General features: G+C 60.6%; 23 protein-coding genes and 1 tRNA gene. 3 read left to right on the top strand and 21 right to left on the bottom strand.

Translation table 11 applies throughout. From position 1 onward, the window contains the following. Positions 1-23: 23 nt before the first annotated feature. Positions 24-1,340 (bottom strand): Ppx/GppA phosphatase family protein, encoded by a 1,317-nt coding sequence (locus tag L0F51_RS00390; RefSeq protein WP_234627438.1) that lies wholly within the window; start codon positions 1,338-1,340, stop codon positions 24-26. Positions 1,341-1,681: 341 nt separating this feature from the next. On the opposite strand from L0F51_RS00390, the gene L0F51_RS00385 reads away from it, so the two are divergent. Beyond that, positions 1,682-1,755 (top strand) — tRNA-Gln (locus L0F51_RS00385). A 99-nt stretch (positions 1,756-1,854) separates the two neighbouring features. Next, complete coding sequence (locus L0F51_RS00380; protein WP_234627437.1) at positions 1,855-2,229, top strand: hypothetical protein; 375 nt, start codon at positions 1,855-1,857, stop codon at positions 2,227-2,229. 154 nt (positions 2,230-2,383) lie between these two features. On the opposite strand, the gene L0F51_RS00375 is transcribed toward L0F51_RS00380, so the two are convergent. Then, positions 2,384-2,572 (bottom strand): hypothetical protein, encoded by a 189-nt coding sequence (locus L0F51_RS00375; RefSeq protein WP_234627436.1) that lies wholly within the window; start codon positions 2,570-2,572, stop codon positions 2,384-2,386. A 194-nt stretch (positions 2,573-2,766) separates the two neighbouring features. Here L0F51_RS00375 and L0F51_RS00370 point away from each other — a divergent pair, with 194 nt between their 5' ends. Beyond that, a complete protein-coding gene (locus L0F51_RS00370) occupies positions 2,767-3,222 on the top strand; it encodes a thermonuclease family protein (RefSeq protein WP_234627435.1) in 456 nt (151 codons plus the stop codon). A gap of 44 nt (positions 3,223-3,266) precedes the next feature. On the opposite strand, the gene L0F51_RS20040 is transcribed toward L0F51_RS00370, so the two are convergent. The 19 genes from L0F51_RS20040 to L0F51_RS00270 all read right to left on the bottom strand — a co-directional run bounded on the left by L0F51_RS20040 (position 3,267) and on the right by L0F51_RS00270 (position 20,974). Continuing rightward, positions 3,267-4,961 (bottom strand): site-specific DNA-methyltransferase, encoded by a 1,695-nt coding sequence (locus L0F51_RS20040; RefSeq protein ID WP_370642278.1) that lies wholly within the window; start codon positions 4,959-4,961, stop codon positions 3,267-3,269. A gap of 104 nt (positions 4,962-5,065) precedes the next feature. After that, complete coding sequence (locus L0F51_RS00355) at positions 5,066-5,425, bottom strand: hypothetical protein (RefSeq protein ID WP_234627434.1); 360 nt, start codon at positions 5,423-5,425, stop codon at positions 5,066-5,068. Positions 5,426-5,461: 36 nt separating this feature from the next. Beyond that, entirely contained in the window at positions 5,462-6,709 is a 1,248-nt protein-coding gene (locus L0F51_RS00350; RefSeq protein ID WP_234627433.1) for a peptidoglycan-binding protein, read from the bottom strand. A gap of 497 nt (positions 6,710-7,206) precedes the next feature. Continuing rightward, positions 7,207-8,433, bottom strand: a complete 1,227-nt coding sequence (locus L0F51_RS00345; protein ID WP_234627432.1) for a GGDEF domain-containing protein — start codon at positions 8,431-8,433, stop codon at positions 7,207-7,209. A 247-nt stretch (positions 8,434-8,680) separates the two neighbouring features. Next, positions 8,681-9,487, bottom strand: a complete 807-nt coding sequence (locus tag L0F51_RS00340; protein ID WP_234627431.1) for a LamG-like jellyroll fold domain-containing protein — start codon at positions 9,485-9,487, stop codon at positions 8,681-8,683. After that, positions 9,487-9,858, bottom strand: a complete 372-nt coding sequence (locus L0F51_RS00335) for a hypothetical protein (protein WP_370642358.1) — start codon at positions 9,856-9,858, stop codon at positions 9,487-9,489. The genes L0F51_RS00340 and L0F51_RS00335 overlap by 1 nt, the downstream gene beginning before the upstream one ends. 172 nt (positions 9,859-10,030) lie before the next feature. Further along, positions 10,031-10,633, bottom strand: a complete 603-nt coding sequence (locus L0F51_RS00330) for a hypothetical protein (protein ID WP_234627430.1) — start codon at positions 10,631-10,633, stop codon at positions 10,031-10,033. Beyond that, complete coding sequence (locus L0F51_RS00325) at positions 10,630-12,351, bottom strand: hypothetical protein (protein ID WP_234627429.1); 1,722 nt, start codon at positions 12,349-12,351, stop codon at positions 10,630-10,632. The genes L0F51_RS00330 and L0F51_RS00325 overlap by 4 nt, the downstream gene beginning before the upstream one ends. Continuing rightward, a complete protein-coding gene (locus tag L0F51_RS00320; RefSeq protein WP_234627428.1) occupies positions 12,351-12,659 on the bottom strand; it encodes a hypothetical protein in 309 nt (102 codons plus the stop codon). The genes L0F51_RS00325 and L0F51_RS00320 overlap by 1 nt, the downstream gene beginning before the upstream one ends. Positions 12,660-12,664: 5 nt before the next feature. Further along, complete coding sequence (locus tag L0F51_RS00315) at positions 12,665-13,909, bottom strand: hypothetical protein (RefSeq protein WP_234627427.1); 1,245 nt, start codon at positions 13,907-13,909, stop codon at positions 12,665-12,667. Positions 13,910-13,917: 8 nt separating this feature from the next. Then, the gene (locus L0F51_RS00310; RefSeq protein WP_234627426.1) at positions 13,918-14,886 is read right to left on the bottom strand and encodes a DUF2612 domain-containing protein; all 969 of its coding nucleotides are present in this window, start codon (positions 14,884-14,886) and stop codon (positions 13,918-13,920) included. A gap of 3 nt (positions 14,887-14,889) precedes the next feature. Further along, the gene (locus tag L0F51_RS00305) at positions 14,890-15,324 is read right to left on the bottom strand and encodes a hypothetical protein (protein WP_234627425.1); all 435 of its coding nucleotides are present in this window, start codon (positions 15,322-15,324) and stop codon (positions 14,890-14,892) included. 63 nt (positions 15,325-15,387) lie between these two features. Next, positions 15,388-16,290 (bottom strand): hypothetical protein, encoded by a 903-nt coding sequence (locus L0F51_RS00300; protein ID WP_234627424.1) that lies wholly within the window; start codon positions 16,288-16,290, stop codon positions 15,388-15,390. Continuing rightward, the gene (locus tag L0F51_RS00295) at positions 16,287-16,664 is read right to left on the bottom strand and encodes a hypothetical protein (RefSeq protein WP_234627423.1); all 378 of its coding nucleotides are present in this window, start codon (positions 16,662-16,664) and stop codon (positions 16,287-16,289) included. The genes L0F51_RS00300 and L0F51_RS00295 overlap by 4 nt, the downstream gene beginning before the upstream one ends. Before the next feature lie 3 nt (positions 16,665-16,667). Then, complete coding sequence (locus L0F51_RS00290; protein ID WP_234627422.1) at positions 16,668-17,315, bottom strand: Gp138 family membrane-puncturing spike protein; 648 nt, start codon at positions 17,313-17,315, stop codon at positions 16,668-16,670. Continuing rightward, positions 17,315-18,202: a hypothetical protein gene (locus L0F51_RS00285; protein ID WP_234627421.1), complete on the bottom strand. Its 888-nt coding sequence runs from the start codon at positions 18,200-18,202 to the stop codon at positions 17,315-17,317. The genes L0F51_RS00290 and L0F51_RS00285 overlap by 1 nt, the downstream gene beginning before the upstream one ends. A 2-nt stretch (positions 18,203-18,204) precedes the next feature. Further along, positions 18,205-18,531: a hypothetical protein gene (locus tag L0F51_RS00280; RefSeq protein ID WP_234627420.1), complete on the bottom strand. Its 327-nt coding sequence runs from the start codon at positions 18,529-18,531 to the stop codon at positions 18,205-18,207. Beyond that, positions 18,531-19,112 carry a phage baseplate protein gene (locus L0F51_RS00275; protein ID WP_234627419.1) on the bottom strand — a complete coding sequence of 194 codons (582 nt, stop codon included), beginning with the start codon at positions 19,110-19,112 and terminating at the stop codon, positions 18,531-18,533. The genes L0F51_RS00280 and L0F51_RS00275 overlap by 1 nt, the downstream gene beginning before the upstream one ends. After that, on the bottom strand, positions 19,109-20,974 hold the full coding sequence (locus tag L0F51_RS00270; protein WP_234627418.1) for a tape measure protein: 1,866 nt from the start codon (positions 20,972-20,974) through the stop codon (positions 19,109-19,111). The genes L0F51_RS00275 and L0F51_RS00270 overlap by 4 nt, the downstream gene beginning before the upstream one ends. Positions 20,975-21,016 lie beyond the last annotated feature (42 nt).

The raw sequence follows: 21,016 nt of genomic DNA, 5'->3' as shown, positions 1-21,016 counted from the left end.
TATGTGCAAAAGCGCTGGCGGTGTCATGCATCGTCTCCGGAGATGTCGGGCCGGCCGCGCCTTTTTCCCTTCGCCTCGCAAGCCCTCGCCTCGCCACCTCTCCCTTCACCACCTTTCATGTCACCGCGGCGGTGTTGGTCGTGGCGTGGCTGATCCGGACGCGGCTTCAGATGTCCGTCGGCGCGCATCAATTGAATGAGGATCCCTTCGCGCAGACCGCGATCGGCGACGCGCAGACGCTCGCACGACCATTCGGAGCGGATCGCCTCGAAGATGGCGCAACCGGCCAGCACCAGATCCGCACGCTCGCGGCCGATGCAGGGATTGGCGATGCGGGCCGCGTAATCCATGGCACGCAGCCGCGTCATCATCGCTTCGATGTCGGCCGCTTCCATCCACAGACCATCGACGGAGCGCCGGTCATAGCGCGGCAGATCGAGATAGACGCCGGCCAGCGTCGTCACCGTTCCGGATGTGCCGAGGAGGTGAAAGCGGCGCTCACGCAAGGCGCTCTGCAGGGCGGACCGGGCGCGGAAGCGGAAAAATTCCTTGCGCACATCGTCCACCATCGCCTGGAAGACGGCAGGCGTTACGTCGACGCCACCATAGCGCTCGGCGAGCGTCACCACGCCAACGGGCAGAGACGCCCAGGCGCGTACGAGACCGCGGCGGCGCCCGCGCCGCCGGTCGAGCCAGACGATTTCGGAAGAGCCGCCACCGATATCGAAAAGGACGGCCCCCTCTGTCGCGGGATCCAAAAGCGGGGCACAGCCGGCCGCCGCGAGATGGGCTTCCGTGCGCCGGTCGATCATCTCGAGCCGGAGACCGACCTCGCTTTGCACCCTTTCCAGAAAATCACGGCCGTTCGTCGCCTGACGGCAGGCTTCGGTGGCGATGAGGCGGGTTCGTGCGATCGGCCGTGTCTCGAGCTTCTGCCGGCAGACCTTCAGCGCTTCCACGGCGCGCGATTGTGCCTCCTCGGAAAGGCAGCCGTTCTGACCGACCCCCTCCCCGAGCCGGACGATGCGCGAAAACGAATCGACGACGCGAAAATGCTCACCCCGCGGCTCGGCAATCAAAAGTCGGCAATTGTTCGTCCCGAGATCGAGCGCGGCATAGTAAGGCCCCCGCTCGAAACTGCCATGGCGACCGCGCCATCTCGTGCCCGATCGACGGGAGCCGCTCTTGTGTTCGGCACCTTCGCGCTCCATCCGCCGATGGGAGGGCTGCGCAGCGCCTGCAGCGTCAACCGCCGCCTCGCGCAAGGATGCTGCGCGCGCCAGCGGCTCCGTCGGACCGGGCAGGAATGCGGGTCGCACCGCATTCGTGCCCTTGGTCATATGCTCTCCTCGCGCGGTCTCCTGGTTGAGACCACGCTTTCGTTGAGGAGAGAGTAACAGCGTCGCCGGCAAAGGGAAACGGTCAAGGCCGCACAGCGTGCGGGCCGGCGAAGATCTTTGACCTTCGATGGCCTCTTCGCGGGCGCTTATTCCGGTTCGCCGGATCTTGCGGCCGGGCGGCGCCCTCCAGGTTTGGGGCCGGCCGAACGACATCCGCCAGGGGCGGCACGACATTCTGGCTGCCCTGAAGCCTGTGCATGGCTTGTCGCGCCAGCAGAAAATCGCTGCAATGGCCTTGCCAAGCGCGAAAGCGGAATTTAGGTAGACGCCGTTCGGCCCGTTGGGGAATAGTTTAACGGTAGAACAGCGGACTCTGACTCCGTCGGTCCTGGTTCGAATCCAGGTTCCCCAGCCATCAAAACCCAGGCATTCCAAGCTGTTGGGCTGCTCGACAAACCAGACATCCCGGAACGAACGGCGCACATCGGACGCGCAAAACTCGGCACACCCCGAGATGACGGAGAACAAGCGTTCTCCCCTCCGGCTCGCCTGGCGTCACACATGGCCGAAGCGAGGGCCCGACTTCACCGCCAAAGATGCGGCTGATGGCGTCGGCCGCATTTACCGGACCTATCACGACGGCGATCGGAGCTGGTATTGGTGCGCCAGCCGAACGACTCCGCTGGGAAGTGGTTTTTCGGCGAGCAAGATTGAGGCGGCCCGAATGGCCGAAGAGGCGCTCCTTCCCAAACGAGAACTGAAAACAACCTCAAGAGAGCGGCTTGCGTCCGCGCTTCTATGGGTCGTCGGCCTTGCTGTTCTCGCCACCTTTTGCTGGATTAATATTGTCGCGCCAGCGCTTGTAATCTGGCGAGCTCTGATGGAATAACCATCGTTAGCCCTCGCCGCTCTCCTCGGCCTTCGCCTTTTCCGCCTCATCGATCCAGCAACTGACGCGACACGGTGATCTCCGGTCGCCCGAGAAGCTTTGCCAACGTCCGCCGCGTCAGTCCGGCGGCGCCCCGCCGCCTTCCCTAGGCGCTCTACCCTTCGCCTGACTCGCTCGCCAATGCCTCAATGATCAAAGCCTCATATCGGGCCATATCGACGAGATAGGCCAGAAATGACCAACCCTGCGACTGCGATAACTCCATGATTTCACTGAGTACCTCGGCAATCTGTCCGGCCGGCGCCGCCGCAGGAAAATGTTCTTCCGTTGTAAAGATAATCATAAAACCCCCAGGCGCATGTTTTATACGAGGTCATGTTATCGAAGACAGAATATTAATTGATGTAAATTTTCGTTTATGGCTTTTTAACGCTTAGGGCGAGGACAACATATAGTCATGTCTCTGAGCAATTAACTAAACTCCCTCTACGAAACCGCCGCCCGTCTACACGCCCACCTGGGAGAATCGATCCACCAATGAATCTCAAGCAAATGAGCCTTAGCCGGAGGTGGCTGAGCCTCGCTCTTTCCATCGTCACCACATCAGGTGCCGTCGCTGGCGAGATGCTGCCGATCTGCTCCGGCGGAAACCGAGCGGCTCGTAAGGTGACATGCCTTGTGGATGGCGACACCGGGTGGGAATCCGGCATCAAGTGGCGCGCGATCGACGTCGACACCCCTGAAATCAGCCATGCAGAGTGCGACAGAGAGCGGGAGCTTGGAGAGCGTGCGCGCGACCGCCTGCGAGAGCTCATGGCCGGTGGCTACACGATCGAGTGGGCGGATCGGCGGGGAAGCTTAGGGCGGGAGCTGGCGACCATCCGCCTGTCAGACGGTCGCGATGCAGGAAAGGTATTGATCCAGGAAGGCCTGTCGCAGCGATGGCCGAATGAAGGCAATCGGTGGTGCGAGCATGAGAGCTCCCACCAGTAACGGCAATTGCGAATGAGCGACTTTAGGCGGGACGCCAGTGGTCTCTAGCCAGTGAGATCCATGAAACGGGGATCCACCACCTCGTTCTCCACCCTCTTTGGAGCTTTCCCGTCGCCGATTGGCAGAAGCATCTCTATCTGAGCGCTGGACGTCTTCCTGCCCTTCCGTGGTCGACGGACCGCAGCGTGCACAGGTTGCGGGATCGGAGGAAGCGACGGCATGGCTCCACCCACAATCTCTTCTGCAGTTACTATTTGTAGCCGGGGAAGCCGTCCATGGGCTGAACGACTCACAAAACCGGCGGCCGCCGCTTCGCTCACCATCTGCCGGGTGGGCTCATTTAAGGTAACAAGCACCCCCATCTCGGCCTCCTCTCGTTCAATGACGCCGCGGAGGTCGCGCACGGCAGAAACGCCAACGTTTTCTCCGCCCTTCACCGAAATGATTATTTGGCCCCAACCATAAGCACCATTCTTAAACTGGATACGACCATCGATCCCTCTATCAGGGCCTTTCCGCGTTTCTCTGTAGCTTTGCGCTCCAAGTCTCCACGCTGCCCACATCTGGAACTGGTGCTTATCGCGGCGAGCAAGCTCGCGAGCTCCATCAAACGTGGTCGGACGGCCGTCAACCGAGTATTGCGCTTGAGGATGGTTTGCCTGCAGACGAGCTTCAATCAGGGAGATCGCATAGTGAGCAACGTCGATGCCAATCCACTCTCGTCCCAAAGACTCAGCCGCCTCGACGGTAGTGCCACATCCACAAAAAGGATCTAAAACTAGGTCCCCCGGCTTACTGGTTAGGGAGATTATCCTCTCCAGGAGGGCAAGAGGCTTTTGAGTGGGATAACCGAGCCGCTCCGCAGCCTGAGAATTCAGCGGAGGAATATCCATCCAGACATCGTCAATCGCAAGACCACGCTGCTCGTCAAGGTACCTCTTTAGAGCGGGGACGCGACCAGGACCGGTTTGGATGACAATACCAGCCTCATAGGCCGCCTGCATTCGCTCGCGCGTCCACCGCCACACTCGCGTGACGCCAAGAAACTCGTAAGTCAGATTAGGTCGGTCCAAGTTTGGATTTATGAGGCTGTCAAGCCTGAAGCGCCGACCGTCGGCATCCTTGTGAGAGTACTTTCTGGCCGTCTTGACCGGGAGATTAGCCTCGTCATACGGGATGAAAGCATTGTCGACATTCCAGACCGCATCCCTGCCAGCATAGAAGAAGACGATGTCATGGTTCGTGGGCAAGCGCCGCGACATCAGTGATTTTCCGGTGGAACGCCGCCAAACGATCTCATTCCGAAAGCAGTCTGGTCCGAAAAGCTGATCGAGCACGATCTTGAGGTAATGACTCGCGCTGGGATCACAGTGCAGGAAAAGGCTCCCATTAGCCTTAAGAACACGCCTCAACTCGTGAAGCCGTGACGTCATCATCGTCAAATAGGCCATCATTGGCGTCTGGTGCAAAACGCTTCTCAACGCCCGCATCAAGACCGCGAGATCACCGCCAGCAGCCATAACATCGTCAAACGACGCTTCAGCGACCTCGCCCCAGGTCCACGTATCGCGGAAAATCTCCACCTGTGCCTCGGAAGGCTGACCGCCAACTTCTTTAAAAAGCTGATTGTAGTTAGCCGCGGAATTAAAAGGAGGATCGAGATAAATGAGGTCGACGGATTCATCCGCCAGATGCTCGCGGAGGACGTCGAGGTTGTCTCCAAAGAACAGTTTGTTCACACCACCCCCCTCGATTGCTCGACTAGAATGCCGAAATGACGGTTAATGTCAGGTTTTCATGAAGCACCCCTCAAGCAGACAATCGAATTTGGTACCGAGTTGATTTACCGCCCCTCGATCTCCAGCTTGCGCAACCTCACGTCATTGCTGTCGATGCGCGTCTGATTCCGTTCAATCGCCGCGTCCTGCTGCGTGTCGCGGCGCGCTTGCTCTGCCCAATCACGAGCCGCAAGCGATCCCGGATATCGATCGGCCGTTCGCTCGTCGATCCGGTCGGCAAGCGCGTTCACCGTGTTCGCGAGCATCAAGGCCTTATCGCGGACGTCGATAAATTGGCTGCCAAACCAGATCGCGACCGGCATGCAAAACAGCATCGACAGGCGCGCTAGAAGCCGCAGGATGACGTTGTCGGCAAGGTCATTAGCACGGCCCTTGGCGTCCTCGTAGACAGTCTGTGGGCTCATACACCCTGCCCCATGATTCTTGTCCTACTCATGCGCTCACGCAGTCCTGCTGGTGCGCTCGTCGTCCAGGCGCGCTTTCGACACCATCGCAAAGACTCGGAACGCCAGCACGGCGCCAGCAACAACCAGGCCCCATGGGCCGAGCTCAGCGGTCGCGGTGCCGATTGTCCTTGCGGTATCGATCGCCGCGCCGATGTCCGTATTGGACATCTGATCTCCGGCCATAGAAATGACCTCCGCGCTGAGCCCGCCTGCGCCGACGATGCCGGTCACCGCGGCGCCAATCTTGCCGACCCAAGAGCCCCACGCGATGCGCGACGTCTTCTTCAGTTCGCTTTCCGTCGCGGCCGCGCGATCGTTGCTCACAGGCCGCGACTTGGCCGTCACGAGCGTCGCCAACAGCTCCGCATCGAGTCGTCCATCGGCAAGACCATTGTCAGCACGGAAGGCCCTGACCGCGTCGCGCGTGAGATTGCCCCATCGGCCATCGACATAGCCAACGGGATAATTCTTGGCCTTGAGTTGCCCTTGGACGGCCCGAACCACGTCGTTCGGCTCGCCATTGTAGATGCTTTCGTCAATCGGCATATCAGTCTCCTGCACAGGTTCCGCCGCCGCGACGGGCGGCAGGATGACGAGTTGTCTGTGAAGTTCGGCGCGGGTCTTCGCTCCGGCGATGTCATCGGGGGTGAGGCCGCGGGCGGCCTGAAAGCGTTTCACCGCCCCCTTCGTCAGCTCATAACCGAGGATGACGAGCGCGAAGCGCACATAGAGGTCGATGCGATCCTGATAGCCGTTGAGCCCGCCGTTGATGCGCCGGGTGATCATCTCGATGTCGCCGCGATCGGCATAGGCGCTGAGGTCGCGGCTCTGCCAATACCAGACTGCGCCGAGAAGCGCCCAGGGAAAGTCGGACGCTTTGTCCGGCTCAACCTCGAAATCGGGACAGCTCGGAAAACCGTTCGCACGCAGCCACGCGGTTTGTTTGCGATGATTGTAGCGGCCGGTCGTCTGGATGAGCCCGTGCCCCTTGAAACGGACGCCGTCGCCCTTTTCCGTGTTGCCGAGATCCTCGCGGCCTTCATAGGCGGCGCCGCTTGCATATTCCGTCGTCGTGCGAAACCGCGCGCTCTCATGAGCGATCTGCGCAAGGAATTGCGCCAGCCGATGTGACTGAGCGAGATCGAAGCGCGCGAGAATATCCCCGCTTGCCGCCACCTTTCGCAGGATCGCCGCAGACGCACGACGGCCAACGACCGCCCGAAGCTGTGCTTCAGTCAGCATGACAATGTTCCTTGTGATGTTGATGTCGCCCGCCCCGGCTGCTCACAGTGCGCGGGCCGCCGGCAGACCCACCGGGACGGGCGTTTCAGCGTTCAGGCTCGGGGATCTGCCCCCGGCGCTTCCGGTTGGTGCGTTTGGTTCAGCAGTTCGCCCACCACCTATCCCGCGGCATTCAGGCGTCTCGACTCATGCGGGCGTGCTGCGCATTCTTCTCGCAAGACGCGCATATACGGGAGGATATCATGCGCCTGGTTGCAGCCCTTTTGATCGCGGCTATGGCCACAACGGCCCAAGCCGCACCGATGCTGGATCTCGCGGCTTTACTCAAACAGGCCCCAACCTCCGCTCAGATGACCCCAGTCCCCGCCCAGCCGGCCGCCTGCTGCAAGCACTGCAGCAAGGGCAAGCCTTGCGGCGACAGCTGCATCTCGCGTGACAAAACCTGCCGCAAAGGCCCGGGCTGCGCCTGCTAAGGGGATGTGCAGGTCCGCTCGTCTCTACCCGATCACAACTTGGTTTCGGCCCTGTGTCTTTGCTAGGTAGAGGGCGGCATCAGCCACCTTCATCGTCGCTTCTTGAGGAAAGCGCGCTAGGATCTCAGCCACACCGATGCTGACGGTTATCCTGATCTCTTGGTCTTCGTAATGTATTGGCGTAGCAGCGAATGCTTGACGGAGCCGTTCTGCCGTCTGACGCGCCTCTTTCACATCGGTGTGCGAGAGAAGAACAGCGAACTCCTCTCCTCCGAGCCGGAAGACGTTGTCTGAAACCCTCACGTGCTGTGACATCAGCCTAGCAACAATGCGGAGAACTTCGTCTCCCGCTGCATGGCCGTAGTCATCGTTTGTTCGTTTGAATTTATCAATATCCAGAGCCAAGAGGCTTGCGACCTCCCCGTAGCGTAGCATGCGCGCTTGAAGCTTCGGAAAGGCGTCGTCGAACGCTCTTCGGTTGAGAAGCCCCGTCAAGCTGTCTCGATGTGCCATCTCCGACAAGGCAGCCTCGGATTCCTGGATACGCCCAATCATGTGATTGAACTCGTCCGCTACGCGACGAAGTTCCGGAGGCACTTGCACCTTGATGCGATGGATTCGGTCGCCTTCCGCAAAGCGGATGGCGCCATCGACAAGCCGGTCAACGCTCGCCTTGAGAATGCCCCCAATGATGATTACGCCACCTATCAGCGTGATGAGCGAAATAATGCCTGCAATTGCGGAGATCCATAGAGATCTCTGGTAAGATTGGAGAGCTATATCGTGGTCGCTCTCGATCTCTGTAGCGAGCTCTCGATAGGCGCCAGCCAGCTTATCATTCGCAGCCAAAATGTTGGCGTGAAAAAGCCGCAAGGTTCTCGGGTTTATCGTGCCATCTGTGTTCGGAGTTGCTGCGAGCAACTCGGTGGCATGAACGTCTGCCTGAGACCAGTCAGCCCCCGCCCTCTCTACCAGCGCTTGAACAGCAGGCTTGCCGTCCAGCACTTCAAAGAGGCTGGCAAAGCCCGCCTCAATTTGTCTGCGGAGATCACGATAGGCCGGAACATGGGTTGGATCATTCTCCTGGATATATTCATCGATCGGCTTGAGGGTTTCCCACATGAGGAAGCGCAATTGCTGCACCGGAGCGATCTGATGACGCTGCCGATGCGCCACGTCCTCGAACGGCACAATGACACCACGCTGGAGCAGAAAATATCCTCCGACGCCGGAAATGATCAGCGGCGCCAAGGCAAGACACATTCCAACCGCAACCCAGAACCGCAGGGACTTAGTCCTGAGGAATCCAACCACCAGATTTACTCCCGCGTAACTTCGAATAAGCTGTTACGCGTTAGTAGCAGCAGAAATCGATGGATAGACGCTTAAGATCAGACCTGAGGCACTAGGCATGGCGCAGCACCCTGCGCCAGTTCCAGGCGAGGTTCATGGGTGGGCTCCGATGTTGGATGATTCCGGCGGATCGCCCGTCGGGGCGCTACGGCAGCGTGGTGAACAGCTCCGCCTGCTTGGCGTAGATCGCGCTCAGATCGGCCGCGGAGAGCGCCACCCCGTCCCACATGGCGAGGCGGGCAAAGCGGGTGCCGGCGGGGGCGAGAAGAAAACCGTTGTTGAGCGCACCGACAGCGCCCATGGCGATGGCGGGATTCGATGCTGAGGGGCTGGTATAAGTGCCTGCCACGGAACTATTTGCCCCATTGAGGCAAAGGCGGCAGGTTTCTGCCGCTTCATCTTCGCCGACGGCTACAAAATTCCATGCGTTCGGTGTTGGTGTGCCGGGATGCTGTGCATCCAAAGCCAAACCGCTGCCATTGTAACACTGCAGCCTCAAAATTCCGGAAACGATCGCGAGCCGGACGCCTTGGCTGACAGACCCCTGACTGGAGACGATGATGGTGTTGGAGCCGGTGTAGTAGATCAGGGCCGCGACCGAAAACAGGCCGTTGTTTTTGTGCCAGTCCGTCATCACCGCGGCGGCTTCGACAAAGTAATCTCCGCCATCCGACGAAAAATACGTGTCGGGCCCGACCTCCCCGGCCGTGCCGGTGAACGCCTGATCAGCCGCGTCGGCACCGGAGCTCGAGCCGAGATAGAGATCGTTGCCGGCCGGGCTGAGATCGGCCCAGGTCTGCCCCGTGCCGGGATAGCTCTCCGCCGCGCCGGCATCGACGCAGCGGACCAGGCCGGTGTCGAGGCCAAGCGATTGCAGGTCGCCGAAGAAGTTGTTGGCGCCGCCCCGCCGTCTCCCGCCCATCAGCGTCAGCGCGGCCCCATTGAGCGCCATCAGCTCGCCTCAGGCCAGACGAAGGACGGCAGTTCGGCAACGAATTCGGCCGGCGTCACGACGGGGCGCTCGCCGGCCTGCACCTTGCCAAGCTCGTCCATGGCATAGCCCCACACGGCCGAGCGCCAGGCAAAGAGCGCCTCGCCCTCAGCGGCAAACTTCGGCCTCGGATCGTCGCGATAAGAGACGCCGGTCTGGATCCCGTCGTACCTGCGTTCGGCCGCCACAGCATCGAGATGAGCCTGGATCGCCGTCCCATAGCGGGGCATCAATTCGTCGACGGTCAGCGCCCGCTTCCCGCGCGCCTTGACGACGCGATCGGCTTCGACCGTGACGACCTCTTCGGTCGCCGCCTCCGTGTCGGGGTTCACCGGCGCATCGTCGCGAACAACGAGCATCCAACGATTGCCCTTGCCGTTTGGCGCCGTGGCCGTTTCGCCTTCGACCCAGCCATAGCATTCGACAGCCTGCGCCAGCGTTACGCGCGCAGTATCGAGCACCTCGCCAGATCCGCTGACGAGTGCGAGTTCTATCTTTTCCATGTCAGTCGTCCGTCGCTGCTGTCGTGGTGTAGTCGATAAGAGCGCCGATCCATCTAACCGGATTGTTTAGTGTGTCCGACCCAGATGTCGCTGTGCGCTCCACCTGCACCCACACAGCTCTCATGCCGACTAACGCTTCAGCGGCGGCGCCTAAGTCCAGCTCCACCCTATCTGCGACGCGCAGCGTTGCGTCAGCCGCGGTGTCGACTGTTGATGCAGCGTCATCTGCGTTCACCGACGACAACAAAGAGCCTGAGCTAACACTGTCGCCCTCAACGCGATTGAGAGCTGTATATGCCCACAATACGTCCCCGCTGGCCCCAGAGTAGCTGTACCATATTGACCGGACCCCAATTACCCCGCCATCCCACGATTTAGGCATGAATATCGGGGTGTTGATGCGTTGAATTGAGCTTTCGGAGAACTCCCACGACCCATTAGCCAGCTTTTGGCTACCGTCGCCTGTCATTGGCACGTAAGAGGGGGGAGCGCTCTTGTCCTCATCCCATGCCGACGCAGGGATGGCGATCGTCTGCTTTCCGGCACCGCTCGGAATGGCGCCGCTGTCGATCGCCCGTCGCAAAAGTGCGTTCATCGTGCTCATGCGAGGCCTCCCGTTATGGCCTGGAGCGTTGCCCCATCAACCGCACGCGCGAAGCGGGCAAAGTGTTTGGCGTGCCCGGCCCAATGGAGGCCACCCGAGGTTCCCGCAGGCATCTCCCCGCGACGCTCCGTCGTCAGTCCGGAGGGAAGGCCCGCCGCCGTGTGGCTCGTAAACGCCGCGCCGTTGATCGACGCTTTGACAGCTGTGCCGACCCACGCGATTGCAAGCGCGAAATCGGTGTCGGTCGCGACCGCACCCAACGTGGCATTCAGAGCCGTCGTGCCTCCAGCCTTGATCCCTAGAGTGAAATTGCCACTGGAGTGAGCCAGATAGATGTAATTGTCGGACGTGCCGTCATCGAGCACCCACAACGCCTTCTGACCCGTGAGCGACCCGGTCCGGCCCCGGATGTAGATCGCGCCTTCGCCGACATCGAATGTCGCCTCAAGCGGCACGGACCACGTGTCATCGGCATCGTCGAAGAGCCAGCCGAGAAGAGCCCCCGTGGTCGCGTCGTAATCGACAGGGATCACGCCCGCCGGCACGCTTTGCGCATTGCCAGCAGGATCGGTCCGGCTCGTCGTCGTGGCCCGCACATAGCCGGCGGGCGTCACGCCTTCGATCGGAACGATGTCCGACACGGCCGGAATGCCGGCGAGCGCGACGCGATCGAGCTGCGATTTGGTATAATAGCGGTCATCGTGATTATGCGTCGTCGAAGGTCCGGAGTAGAGAAACTCCCAATCTCCCGAGGCCTCGGCCGGATCATTTGTTGTCTCGACCAACGCCAACCAAACAGCGTTGTCGAAAGCATATTGCCCGAACGGCTCCGCTGTCGTGACGCCACTCTTCCATGCACGCGCCGGGACATAGACGTGATAGAGAAATTCCCAGTCCGCGGATACCTCGGATGGATCCTCGATCGTCGCCGCTAGGGCACGCCACACCCTGTTTTCAAAGACATAGGCCTGATCGACATCCGCCACTTCGCCGCCGTCAGTGTCGACGGATGACCAACTAATCGGGGCCTTGGCCGCCTGTCCACGGATGAGATCGTAGTCGACAAAGGGCATGTAGTCGTTTGGCGCCCAACTGCCGGCAATCTCGATCCCCTCTTCCCCCGCCTGGAAGCTGAATGTCGGAGTGACGTAATCTGCGAGCCGATCGGCGACCTCGGCAATGACGCGGCCTTCCAGCTCAACTTTCGTCACCACGCTCGGCTTGTTCTTGATGAATGCCGTCGATTCACTGTCGGAGACGTCCCAATCTGCCTGCACGTTCAGCGGCATGATGAGTGCATCCTTTTCTGCTTGGGAAAGAAGCCCGGCCGGAAAGACGAGAACGAGCTGCACGAAGGCTGTGCCTGGCCGCGGCTCTATCGATTTGTCATAGGGAACGGTGACGCCGTTGCGCCAATAACCGCCGGCAGGGTCGACTTGCAGGATGTCGTAAGTCCCAGGTGGCAGCAGCAGGCGCGCCTTGCCGCCCCGGATATCGATCCCATCCGGCTGAGCCATATAAAGCTCGCGACCAGCCCAATTCACCGTCACGGCCATGGCGGGGTTGGTATAGACCCTGCCCTCGACCATGTAGACGCCGCGGGTGAAATTGAGGTGCGCGATCGCGCCGCTTTCAAACGCCCCTTTTGAGGCGACAGCGGCGCGCCCAATTCTGCGCTGGCGAGGCGGATCGACCTGCCAGTTGCAGATGCGCCCCATCAGCCGAGCGCCTCTTCCAGAGCACCGCGCAACGTCGATGCTTTGCGGGTCTTCTCAGCCGCGGCGATTGCATCCTCGTCGGCGCCCTCGGCGGAAAGCATTTGCAGTGCCAGTTTCTTCGTATTCTCGAAGGTCTCTGCCGCGTCCGTCCACACGAATCCTGTCTCGCCGCGCCTGATCATGCCGGCGTCCATCGCCCCGACATAGACGAGCCCGAAAGCCTCGTAGTCCTGGCGAGTGACACCCTGCGCGACGTCGTGTGTTGCGATGATCTGCCCCTCGGGAGAGGTCACAATCGTTTTCTGCATGGGGATCAGCCCTTGATGTAGGCGTTGCCGTTGCCGACGGCATTCTTGGTCGGCGAATAGGTCGTCGTCCCGCCAACAGAGGTCGCCTCGATGTAGCCGCTCTCTTGCGCCTTGTAGGCTGTGGCGCTGCCGGTCGCGGTCGATTCGATAGCGTTAATCGTGCCGTTGCCGTTGACGAAATAAGCGATCGTAGGATTGGCCGTGGCCGTTGACTGCTTGGCCTGGATGATCCCGCCATTGGACACCGAGTAGCCGATCGCACCGTTTGCATCGGCCTCGGAACTCAAGGCCTGAACAGACCCGGCGAAGCTGACCAAGACACCGGTCGAGCCATTGCCCTTCGATATGCCCTGGATGAAGTTGATATGGCCCCCGAAGGAGGCCTGAATGCCCTGCCCCGTGCACCCGGATGCGATCCCGTTGTCGAGCACAATGACGCCATTGCGGGATGTCGTCGCACCGTTCTCGGTGCACCCCGACACGCTGCAATACGGGGCGTCGATGCGCCCACCGTCGTCGGTCAGCATCCCGTTGGCGTAGTAATGGACGGCGACATTCTCGCACTCGATCGAGCCACCTTCCGAGGCTTTCAAGCCGTCGCTGTCGCCATCGCCGATGAAGACAAGGTTCTTAAGGCGAATATGATTGCCGCCGACCGCGACGGCGTCTCCAGACGTAACAATCCTGGTCGGGAAACGGGCGCGAAGCATCGCATCGTTGGTGATCCGATCGGCGTTGCGAGAGCTTGCATCGGCGCCCGTCACAGCGAAGTCGCCAGCAGAGACCATACCAAGCGGCAATGACGCTCCCTGAACCAGAATTTTATCGCCGTCAGGATGGCCCGGGATGACCGCATCGCCATGATTGTAGGTGTTGGAGGCCACCGAAATGACGACCGTCACGCCCTCGATGATGCGGTAATTCGAGAGGTAGTTCATGGCGTCGATGATGGTCGGATAATCCTCCGGAACCGAGATCGCCATGTCCTGCTTGATGATGTCGGCGTAGGACTGCAGTATCCTGTAGAGCTGATCTTCCCCTGCCGGATCATAGCCGAGGCCGAGCTGCGAAGCGGCATAGGTGAGCTGCAGAGCGAAGTTGTTTTGCGTCTGCTGCAGCTGGTGCTTGAGATAATCCTCGAGGTCTGGATCGGCCGGGCCGCACGCGTGACCATTCAGAAGCTCGCTGGTCGTAGGGGCGCGCTTGTTCGCGTTGCCCTGAGCCCAGAGCACGTCATAGGGGACTGCCATTTACGTCCTCACGAATGTGTGGGTAGCCAGTTGCTGTAGCCGTAGCCCCGATATTTCGGGCCATAGCCGAATTCATCGTGGAGCTCTGTCTGCTCCGGCCTCGTGATGATCCGGTAGAAACTGCTGTCGCAGTATCCTCCCCATCCCTCGCCATAGCCGAACGGCGCCGGACCACTTTCTGCCCATTCCAGGCGGATGCCAGGCGCTACCGGCAAGACATGCTCGGCAAGATGCAGAACCGACAGCTCTTCTGGCGAGAAGCTCCGCCCGGGCGACGCCATGACAACGCCAGGGCTCTCCCGGATGATCAAAGCATCGTCGCCGAAAAGCTCCTGAGTGGCCTCAATAAAGGCTTCGCGCCGAAAATCCCGGCGAAGCTTGATACGGCGGGCCTTGAGATAGCGGCGGTAGACATCGTCATCGCCGAACGTATAGGGGCGATACTTCGAACCTTCCGGACAAGCGTAGTAGGCGCCCTCGCAATAGCCGAGCGTCGGGACTGCGCTTCCGCACCCCTCCTGCCGACCGCCCCGCGAATAGCCGAACACCGGCACCAACTGCCCCTCACAATGGGTGCGGGGCCAGCCGAGCCATTTGCCGATGATCGTCAGCGTATCGCCGTACGCTGTTTCAATGTCGAAGAACGACGGCAGCACCTTCGCCGCCGCGGCAACTTCCGCAATTTCGCCAAGCTGCGTCCGGATCAGCCCGAGAAGCTTCGGGCTCTCCCGGTATTGCGTCAGAACACGATCAACGCGCTGCTCAAGCGCCGCAGCCTCATCATATTCGATCGCCGCGCCTGCATGTGGAGCAAAGGCTTTGACCCGAGACGATCCGGCGGCCGTGGCGGCGGTGGACGCGATGGGTCCGGGCGCACCGGACACCGCTGCACGACCAGCCGCCGTGCCGGCGCTGATATTCGTGCCGCCATAGCCTGTGGTGGTCGATGAACCTGCGGCAACACCGTAAGTCGCCACGGATCAGTCCTCGGAAATGCTCGTTGCCGTCGTGAGCTGCGGTATGACACCCGACGAAATCGCGATCTCATTCTCTAGAGCGCCGCTGTAGAGGATCTTGTCGGCACCGCCGGCCGTGGCGCCGACGCCAACCGAAAAATAGCGGGCAATTTCGTTGCCGCCTGTCACCGCCGGAAAAACGATGTTGTTGACGGGCGTCGCGCGGCCATTCTCGACAAGCCATTCATCCGATGATCTGTCGACGGCCATTCGGGCATACCCGGTGTAGGCACACTCACTCGTCGCCATCGTGCCGCCCTCGCCAGGATCGGCCGTATGCAACGCGATATAGAGACTGGCGAGCGGCGACGAGGAGGCGTCGTCTGCGATATTGGCAATCGGCGTCGCGTTGAAGATTAAGGCGAGAAGATCATCGGCAAAGGTAGCGCTCTTTGACATGGGCGATCCTATAGAAAAGCCCGCATAACGCGGGCTCGAAAATGACGGCAGAGAAGCCTGGTGTCAGGTGACGAAGCGAACCGAAATGTTCTTTCTGACGATGCCCGGACGACTGAAAATGTCGAATTGCAGCGGCCCCTCTGAGAGATCAGCCCCATCGATACCGAACAATGTCGTGACCATTTCGAGGCCGCCGAACCCGGCGCTCGAGAGCGCGTCAGCGACGTGCCCTTCGCTCAAAGCCATACCGTTGGTAAAGCCGCAGCTCGTCAGCGCGTAATCCTCGATTGCCTCTGCGATATCTCCGGGCTGGGCATTGGTGCAGCCGCAACCGTCGATCTTGCGCAAAGTGAGATCCACGAAGGTCTCGACATCATCCGGGCGAATGAAGTTGATCTGACGGCAGTATCCGTCCGCGGCCACCTCGACTGAGGTGAGGCCATAAAGGCCAACCCCTGACACCGTATTGAGATAGATGGCGCGCGCGACGTCAGCATCGGCGCCTCCGATCACGGCGAACGCCAAGCTATGCGCCGGCAGCCCATTCTCACGCACATAATCGCCGCTATTCTCCGTCATGGAGCACCATGACACACCCTCGACACCCTGGATGGCTGAAAGCGCATCCGTGACCTTGATATTCGCCGCCCCGTCATTGGTCAGGATGCGGCGATAATCGTCATCCGAAATGCCACTTCCACGCGGTCGTCCGGTAATTCGCCCGATATGATCGAGCCGAAGCTTTTCGACCTGGTCCGGATCGAAGGAGAGATAGACCTCGTGAAGCAGCTCCCACAGCTCGCCGGCGAAGTCCGCGGCAAGCCCATTGATCTGCCCTAGAGGCGTGGCGGCAGCCTGGATGACTCCCTCGCCAAATGTCGAGACATTGGCCTGCTCCCGCTCAGAGAGGATGACCGAGAGGGGCTTGCGATTGAAGCCTGCGGAAGTCGGGCCATAGGCGTTCATACCGAGGCGACCTCGTCATATTCAGTGCCGATCACGGCGCGGGTCACATCGACACCGCGCGTTCCGCGAAGATAGCGGATCGAAAAATCCTCGATCCCCGTGACGCCATCCGTGTCCATGATCTCGGCTTTGATCAGCGCCTCAGCAAGCGGCAAGTCAGAAGGCCCACCCAAGATATCATCGAACCACGGCATGCCGACGTCGGAATCCAAAAACCACTCTTCAGCAAACGCCATCGTGCGCTGCCTGGCGTGCTGCCCGACTGCTTCTGCATCGCGCACCACGGCGAGATTACCGTCCGGGAGCAGATAAAGGTCATGGGGAGCGCCTGCCGCAGGCGACGCCAAAGCGAGACCGATGCGCGATACGACCATGGATCAGTCCTCTGGGTGCGGATCAGGGCCAAGGACGATCGGATGCGACGACACGATCTGCCCGGCCACAAGATCGATCGTCAGATGCATTTCGCCTGCCTTGAGCTGCACGTATTGATTTCTCGCAACGACGCGGACCTGATCATTCACCAGGCGCACGACATCATCAGCCATATCCACCTTGACGGGTGATCCTTCGGAACGGATCTCCAGGCGATCGGCATTGAAGTTCTCGATCGGCGTTGCCAGGCTTTCGCCACCGTCCAAAAAGGCCTCGTAGTCCGAGAGCGAGAAGGATCGGGCATCATTGGCCGCGTACTCTTGATCTTCCTCGTGATAGGCCTCGTTGTTGCGCATCTGCGGCCTCAACGTGACACGGTCGCCGGCGCGGACCGGCATGGTCATGATGAAGCCGCCGACCCGCGGGAAGCGCACCGGCACTTCCTGGAGCTCCGGCAGCGCCGTCGGCTCGCCGTTCAGGCGCTTCTTGTAGAGCGGCTGGACCGTCGCCGTCTGCTTGTCCTTGTCGAAAGAGACGATCTTGCCGGGCATCTCGCCCCACATGTCCTCGCGCTCCGCCTGAAGGTGGGCGCCGGAGATGTCCCGTTCGGTGTTCGTCGTCTTGCCGACGTATCCATGCCCGGCCGGCATTATCTCCGTACCCCTTCATCGACCTTGCCGCTTTCGATGCGCTCACCAGCGATCGTTACGATGAAGTTCGGGCCGTCATCACGATTGTCGCCGGTGTAAGCGGCTTGCGAGACACGGTAGACGCCACCTTCGGAGTTCATTTCCAGGGTTTTCGACTGCACCACGACTTTGCGGTTGGGCCGAACCTCCGGATTGAGCAGCGCATCACACCTGATCCCGTTGTCGGTCAATGTGGGGACGCCGATCAGTCCAGTCTCGGGCGTCAGATAGACGGCGCTTTCGATAAAGCCGTCGCTCGTGATGATCTCCATGGCGCCGTTCTGGATGGACCAGTAGAGCTTGTTCGACCGCGCGATCCGATCCATCTCGCGATCGCATGTGCTGCACATCGAATACGGCCGCTTATAGGGCGGGAGGTCATCAAGGCCCCTCCATTCACCGCGGTCGATGCCATGCTCTTCGAACTTGCGCTGCAACTCCTCCACGACCTCTTTGACCGGCGTTCCGGCTGGAAACGTCTTCGAGATGGTCGCGCGCCGCAGCCCCCTATCGCCGTCGCCGCATTCCAGCTTGGTAATGATGTCTGCACCCTCGTAGCGGTGCTCGACATCACGCATCTGCCCCTTGAAGATGATCCCAACATTGTTGCCGCCGGTCGGAGGCCAGTAACCAGCCTCCAGCAGCACGTCATCCAACTCCTTGCCGACTGCCTTGCGGCGATCTTTAGCCAAATTGAAGATCTCGATCGTGGCCGTGTTAGCGACGCCGCTGATTCCCTTCGACACGCTGAATCGCACCCGAAGCTGGCGATCTGTCTCGCTGCCAGGGTTCACGACCAGCGCACCACCGTTGAAGGTGACCCGGATTTTGCGAAGATACTGCCACATCGTCAGGCTAGCGCCGCCGCCGCAGCCACCTCTTCTTCCGTGGCGTGGTACATTCGCACCAGCCCGCCCGGCAGGTTCTCGCGATTGGGCTCAGCCCCATCGGTTTCGGCCGCGATGAAAATCGCCCCAATGCCGAGACTGAGCGTTTTCAGGACGTCCACGTTGAGCACCAACCGTCGGCCGTGCATGACCGGCTCATCATCGATCGAGAGATCGATTGCCCATCTCTTGGCGAACACGCTGTAGCGCAGACGGATCGTTGCGCGCCGATTGCCGAAGATGGCAGTGAACTTCTGATCTGCGGCGTCGATGATCGTGAATTCGCGCATCAGTGAGTCAGGTCGTAAAGGATGCTAGAGCCCTTGCTGGCATCGACAGGCGTCGACGCGCTGTCGCCGCGGGCAACAGTATCGGCGGCGCGATCGGCCGTAGCTGCGTCTGTGGCGCGCTCAGTGCTTGGCCGCGCTGATCTGCGACTTCCCTTACCGCCTGGCTCTGCTGCCCCGCCTCGCGTCTCCGTGGCGCCCTCACCGCCCACAAGGACGGTCGCGGTGCCGACAATGATCGCTTCCTCCATCTCGCAGATGCAGTTCAGTATCTGCGAATGTCTTTGATCCCGCTCCGCACTCAGGCGCCTGATCAGCATGTTGCGGTAGACGTAGAGCCCGCTGACCATCGTGAATGGCACCCGCGAAGCCTGGAACCGCTCAAGGGCGTTGAAGGTGACGGCAGCGGCGCCATCGGCAACGTCAAGAACCAACCGCTTGCCCCGCATAAAGGCGTGATCGGTGATGTCGGCGCCGGCCTCGATCGGGGACTGCGCAATTTCCAGCTCGCTCTCGTGCTTCTCGCGCACGATGACGTCAAGCGCGACCGGCCCGATAACACGGTTGACGACGATAACGCTCACGGCGCCGCAGCCTCGGAGGCCTGCAGCCGGGCGGCGTCACGAACCGCAGCACGAACCGAATTGCCCGTCGCCTGAGCCGCAGACTGAGCTGCTTCAACGGCCTGGTTGATGCGCTGGTTGATCGTGATCGGAGCATCGACAGTCGTGTTGATCGTGCGCTGGTTGTTGTTCGTCACCGTGCCGATCGCGGCCTGCGGTGCAGCGTCCATCCTCGCGAGGTTGCCCCGCAGATTTTTCAACCCCTCCTCCACCTGCAAGCGGTCGAGATAAGCGCGCGCTTCCGGCGTGAAGTTCGGTGATGTGCGCGGCGCGGAAGGTGCCCCACCGCCGACCTGGACGGGCGCCATCGTGTTGGCACCACCGCCAACCAGACCAAAACGGCTCAAGGCCCCGCCAAGACGCTCGTCAAGAGCGGCAACGACGCGATCGATTGCAGACACCGCAGCATCTGCGAAGCGCTGCCACATCGCCTCGGGGTTTTCGAGTGCCCTGCGAAGGAAGTCGACCGCCCCCGCGATCTCTCGCATGGACTCCGCCATCTCCTTAAATCCGCGAACGACCTCGCTTGACGCCCACGCTCGGAGCCCCTCGAAAAGGAGCTCGAATTGCGACATGTCGGCACCGGCCGGCATCTGGTTGCCGAAGAACTCGTTGAGCGCGCCGGCAAACTGCTCCAAGGACTCGTAAACTTCGTCGAATGATTGCTTGAGATTGTTCAGCGCCTCCTGTCCGCCCTCAAGCGAACCAACGACGCTTTTGTCGCCGCTGAGGCCGGCCATAATGTCGTCGAAGGCGAGAAGAGCAGCGATGAGCGGTGTTCTGCGCGCAACGGCCATGAGTGCTCGCCTGCCGAAAGCGGACGATGCAATCAAGGCACCACCAAGCCCCACTCCCGCCATCGTCTTCGACATGCCAGTGAGGCGGCTCGTCAGAGAAACAATGCCGTCTGCAGCGTAATAGAAGCCACGACCGATGCGGTACGCCTGCGTGGCGAGGTGCTCTGCCAAACGCATACCTTGCACGAGAGCATCCGAAATTGCCAAAGCCACGGCCTGAATACGTCCATCGACCCAGGCCCGCTCGGTCCAGTCGAGCAACCCCTGCATTCGGCGCTTGATGTCGTCGTAGTATCCTGCCTCGCCAATCTTGCGGAGGAACTTGGTCCAGTTTTCCTCTAAATTGGATGTCATCCCGACCCAGGTCTTGGACTGTTCGTCCATCGCTCCCTGAAACCGGTTGAAAATCGCGAGCAATGCCTTCTGGATCTCCGGCGCGCTCTTCTGAACCGTCTTGGAGAGCTTCTTGCCGTTCTCCTGCCAAGAGTATGTGATTTTGTTTCCGGCTACAGACGTGGTGACGCCGAACGCTTTCAGTCGTTCGTTTTCGCCAGTCACCGCATCCGCGATGGCTTCCACCCCCGACATAAGGTCCATACCCATGGCTGAGGCGGCATCCCCAACGGTACGAAGCGTCCCGTCCACAGGGTTCAAGCCATATGCCCTCAGCCGGATGAATGCCTGAGTAACACCGGCCACATCGTATGGTGTTGTCTGGGCGAAATCAGAAATCCAACTCATCGCCTTTTCAGCCTCGTCGGCCGATCCGGTGATGGTTTTCAGCGTCGCCTCATAACTCTCGAATTCAGCGTTGACGGCGGTGATATCGCTAACGAAGCCAACCAAGCGTCGCCCAACGTCCATCGCTGCGACGGCGCCAGCAATCGCCAGCCCGATTTTCGCCATGCCGGCAGCGAGGCCACGCGCGTTTCGCTCGGCAGCGTCAAGGCCCTGGTTGAACTTCCGAAGTTCGCTTTCACCACGGACGTCGTAACCCAACAGTGCGACAAGTTCGTCAATGATCATGTTGTTGCTCTTTTCATGTAGCGCTGGTTACGCTGACACTCA

Origin of the sequence: Afifella sp. H1R, from assembly GCF_021462425.1 — a bacterium.
Taxonomy (GTDB): domain Bacteria; phylum Pseudomonadota; class Alphaproteobacteria; order Rhizobiales; family Afifellaceae; genus Afifella; species Afifella aestuarii.
The sequence above is the reverse complement of the archived record's forward strand: the minus strand, read 5'-3'. Positions and strand labels throughout refer to the sequence as shown.

What these genes read in the sequence shown, in the direction of transcription:
- L0F51_RS00390 (WP_234627438.1), bottom strand. Translation starts at nt 1,340, where the DNA reads ATGACCAAGGGCACGAATGCGGTGCGACCCGCATTCCTGCCCGGTCCG.
- L0F51_RS00380 (WP_234627437.1), top strand. Translation starts at nt 1,855, where the DNA reads ATGACGGAGAACAAGCGTTCTCCCCTCCGGCTCGCCTGGCGTCACACA.
- L0F51_RS00375 (WP_234627436.1), bottom strand. Translation starts at nt 2,572, where the DNA reads ATGATTATCTTTACAACGGAAGAACATTTTCCTGCGGCGGCGCCGGCC.
- L0F51_RS00370 (WP_234627435.1), top strand. Translation starts at nt 2,767, where the DNA reads ATGAATCTCAAGCAAATGAGCCTTAGCCGGAGGTGGCTGAGCCTCGCT.
- L0F51_RS00355 (WP_234627434.1), bottom strand. Translation starts at nt 5,425, where the DNA reads ATGAGCCCACAGACTGTCTACGAGGACGCCAAGGGCCGTGCTAATGAC.
- L0F51_RS00350 (WP_234627433.1), bottom strand. Translation starts at nt 6,709, where the DNA reads ATGCTGACTGAAGCACAGCTTCGGGCGGTCGTTGGCCGTCGTGCGTCT.
- L0F51_RS00340 (WP_234627431.1), bottom strand. Translation starts at nt 9,487, where the DNA reads ATGGCGCTCAATGGGGCCGCGCTGACGCTGATGGGCGGGAGACGGCGG.
- L0F51_RS00330 (WP_234627430.1), bottom strand. Translation starts at nt 10,633, where the DNA reads ATGAGCACGATGAACGCACTTTTGCGACGGGCGATCGACAGCGGCGCC.
- L0F51_RS00325 (WP_234627429.1), bottom strand. Translation starts at nt 12,351, where the DNA reads ATGGGGCGCATCTGCAACTGGCAGGTCGATCCGCCTCGCCAGCGCAGA.
- L0F51_RS00320 (WP_234627428.1), bottom strand. Translation starts at nt 12,659, where the DNA reads ATGCAGAAAACGATTGTGACCTCTCCCGAGGGGCAGATCATCGCAACA.
- L0F51_RS00315 (WP_234627427.1), bottom strand. Translation starts at nt 13,909, where the DNA reads ATGGCAGTCCCCTATGACGTGCTCTGGGCTCAGGGCAACGCGAACAAG.
- L0F51_RS00305 (WP_234627425.1), bottom strand. Translation starts at nt 15,324, where the DNA reads ATGTCAAAGAGCGCTACCTTTGCCGATGATCTTCTCGCCTTAATCTTC.
- L0F51_RS00300 (WP_234627424.1), bottom strand. Translation starts at nt 16,290, where the DNA reads ATGAACGCCTATGGCCCGACTTCCGCAGGCTTCAATCGCAAGCCCCTC.
- L0F51_RS00295 (WP_234627423.1), bottom strand. Translation starts at nt 16,664, where the DNA reads ATGGTCGTATCGCGCATCGGTCTCGCTTTGGCGTCGCCTGCGGCAGGC.
- L0F51_RS00290 (WP_234627422.1), bottom strand. Translation starts at nt 17,315, where the DNA reads ATGCCGGCCGGGCATGGATACGTCGGCAAGACGACGAACACCGAACGG.
- L0F51_RS00285 (WP_234627421.1), bottom strand. Translation starts at nt 18,202, where the DNA reads ATGTGGCAGTATCTTCGCAAAATCCGGGTCACCTTCAACGGTGGTGCG.
- L0F51_RS00280 (WP_234627420.1), bottom strand. Translation starts at nt 18,531, where the DNA reads ATGCGCGAATTCACGATCATCGACGCCGCAGATCAGAAGTTCACTGCC.
- L0F51_RS00270 (WP_234627418.1), bottom strand. Translation starts at nt 20,974, where the DNA reads ATGATCATTGACGAACTTGTCGCACTGTTGGGTTACGACGTCCGTGGT.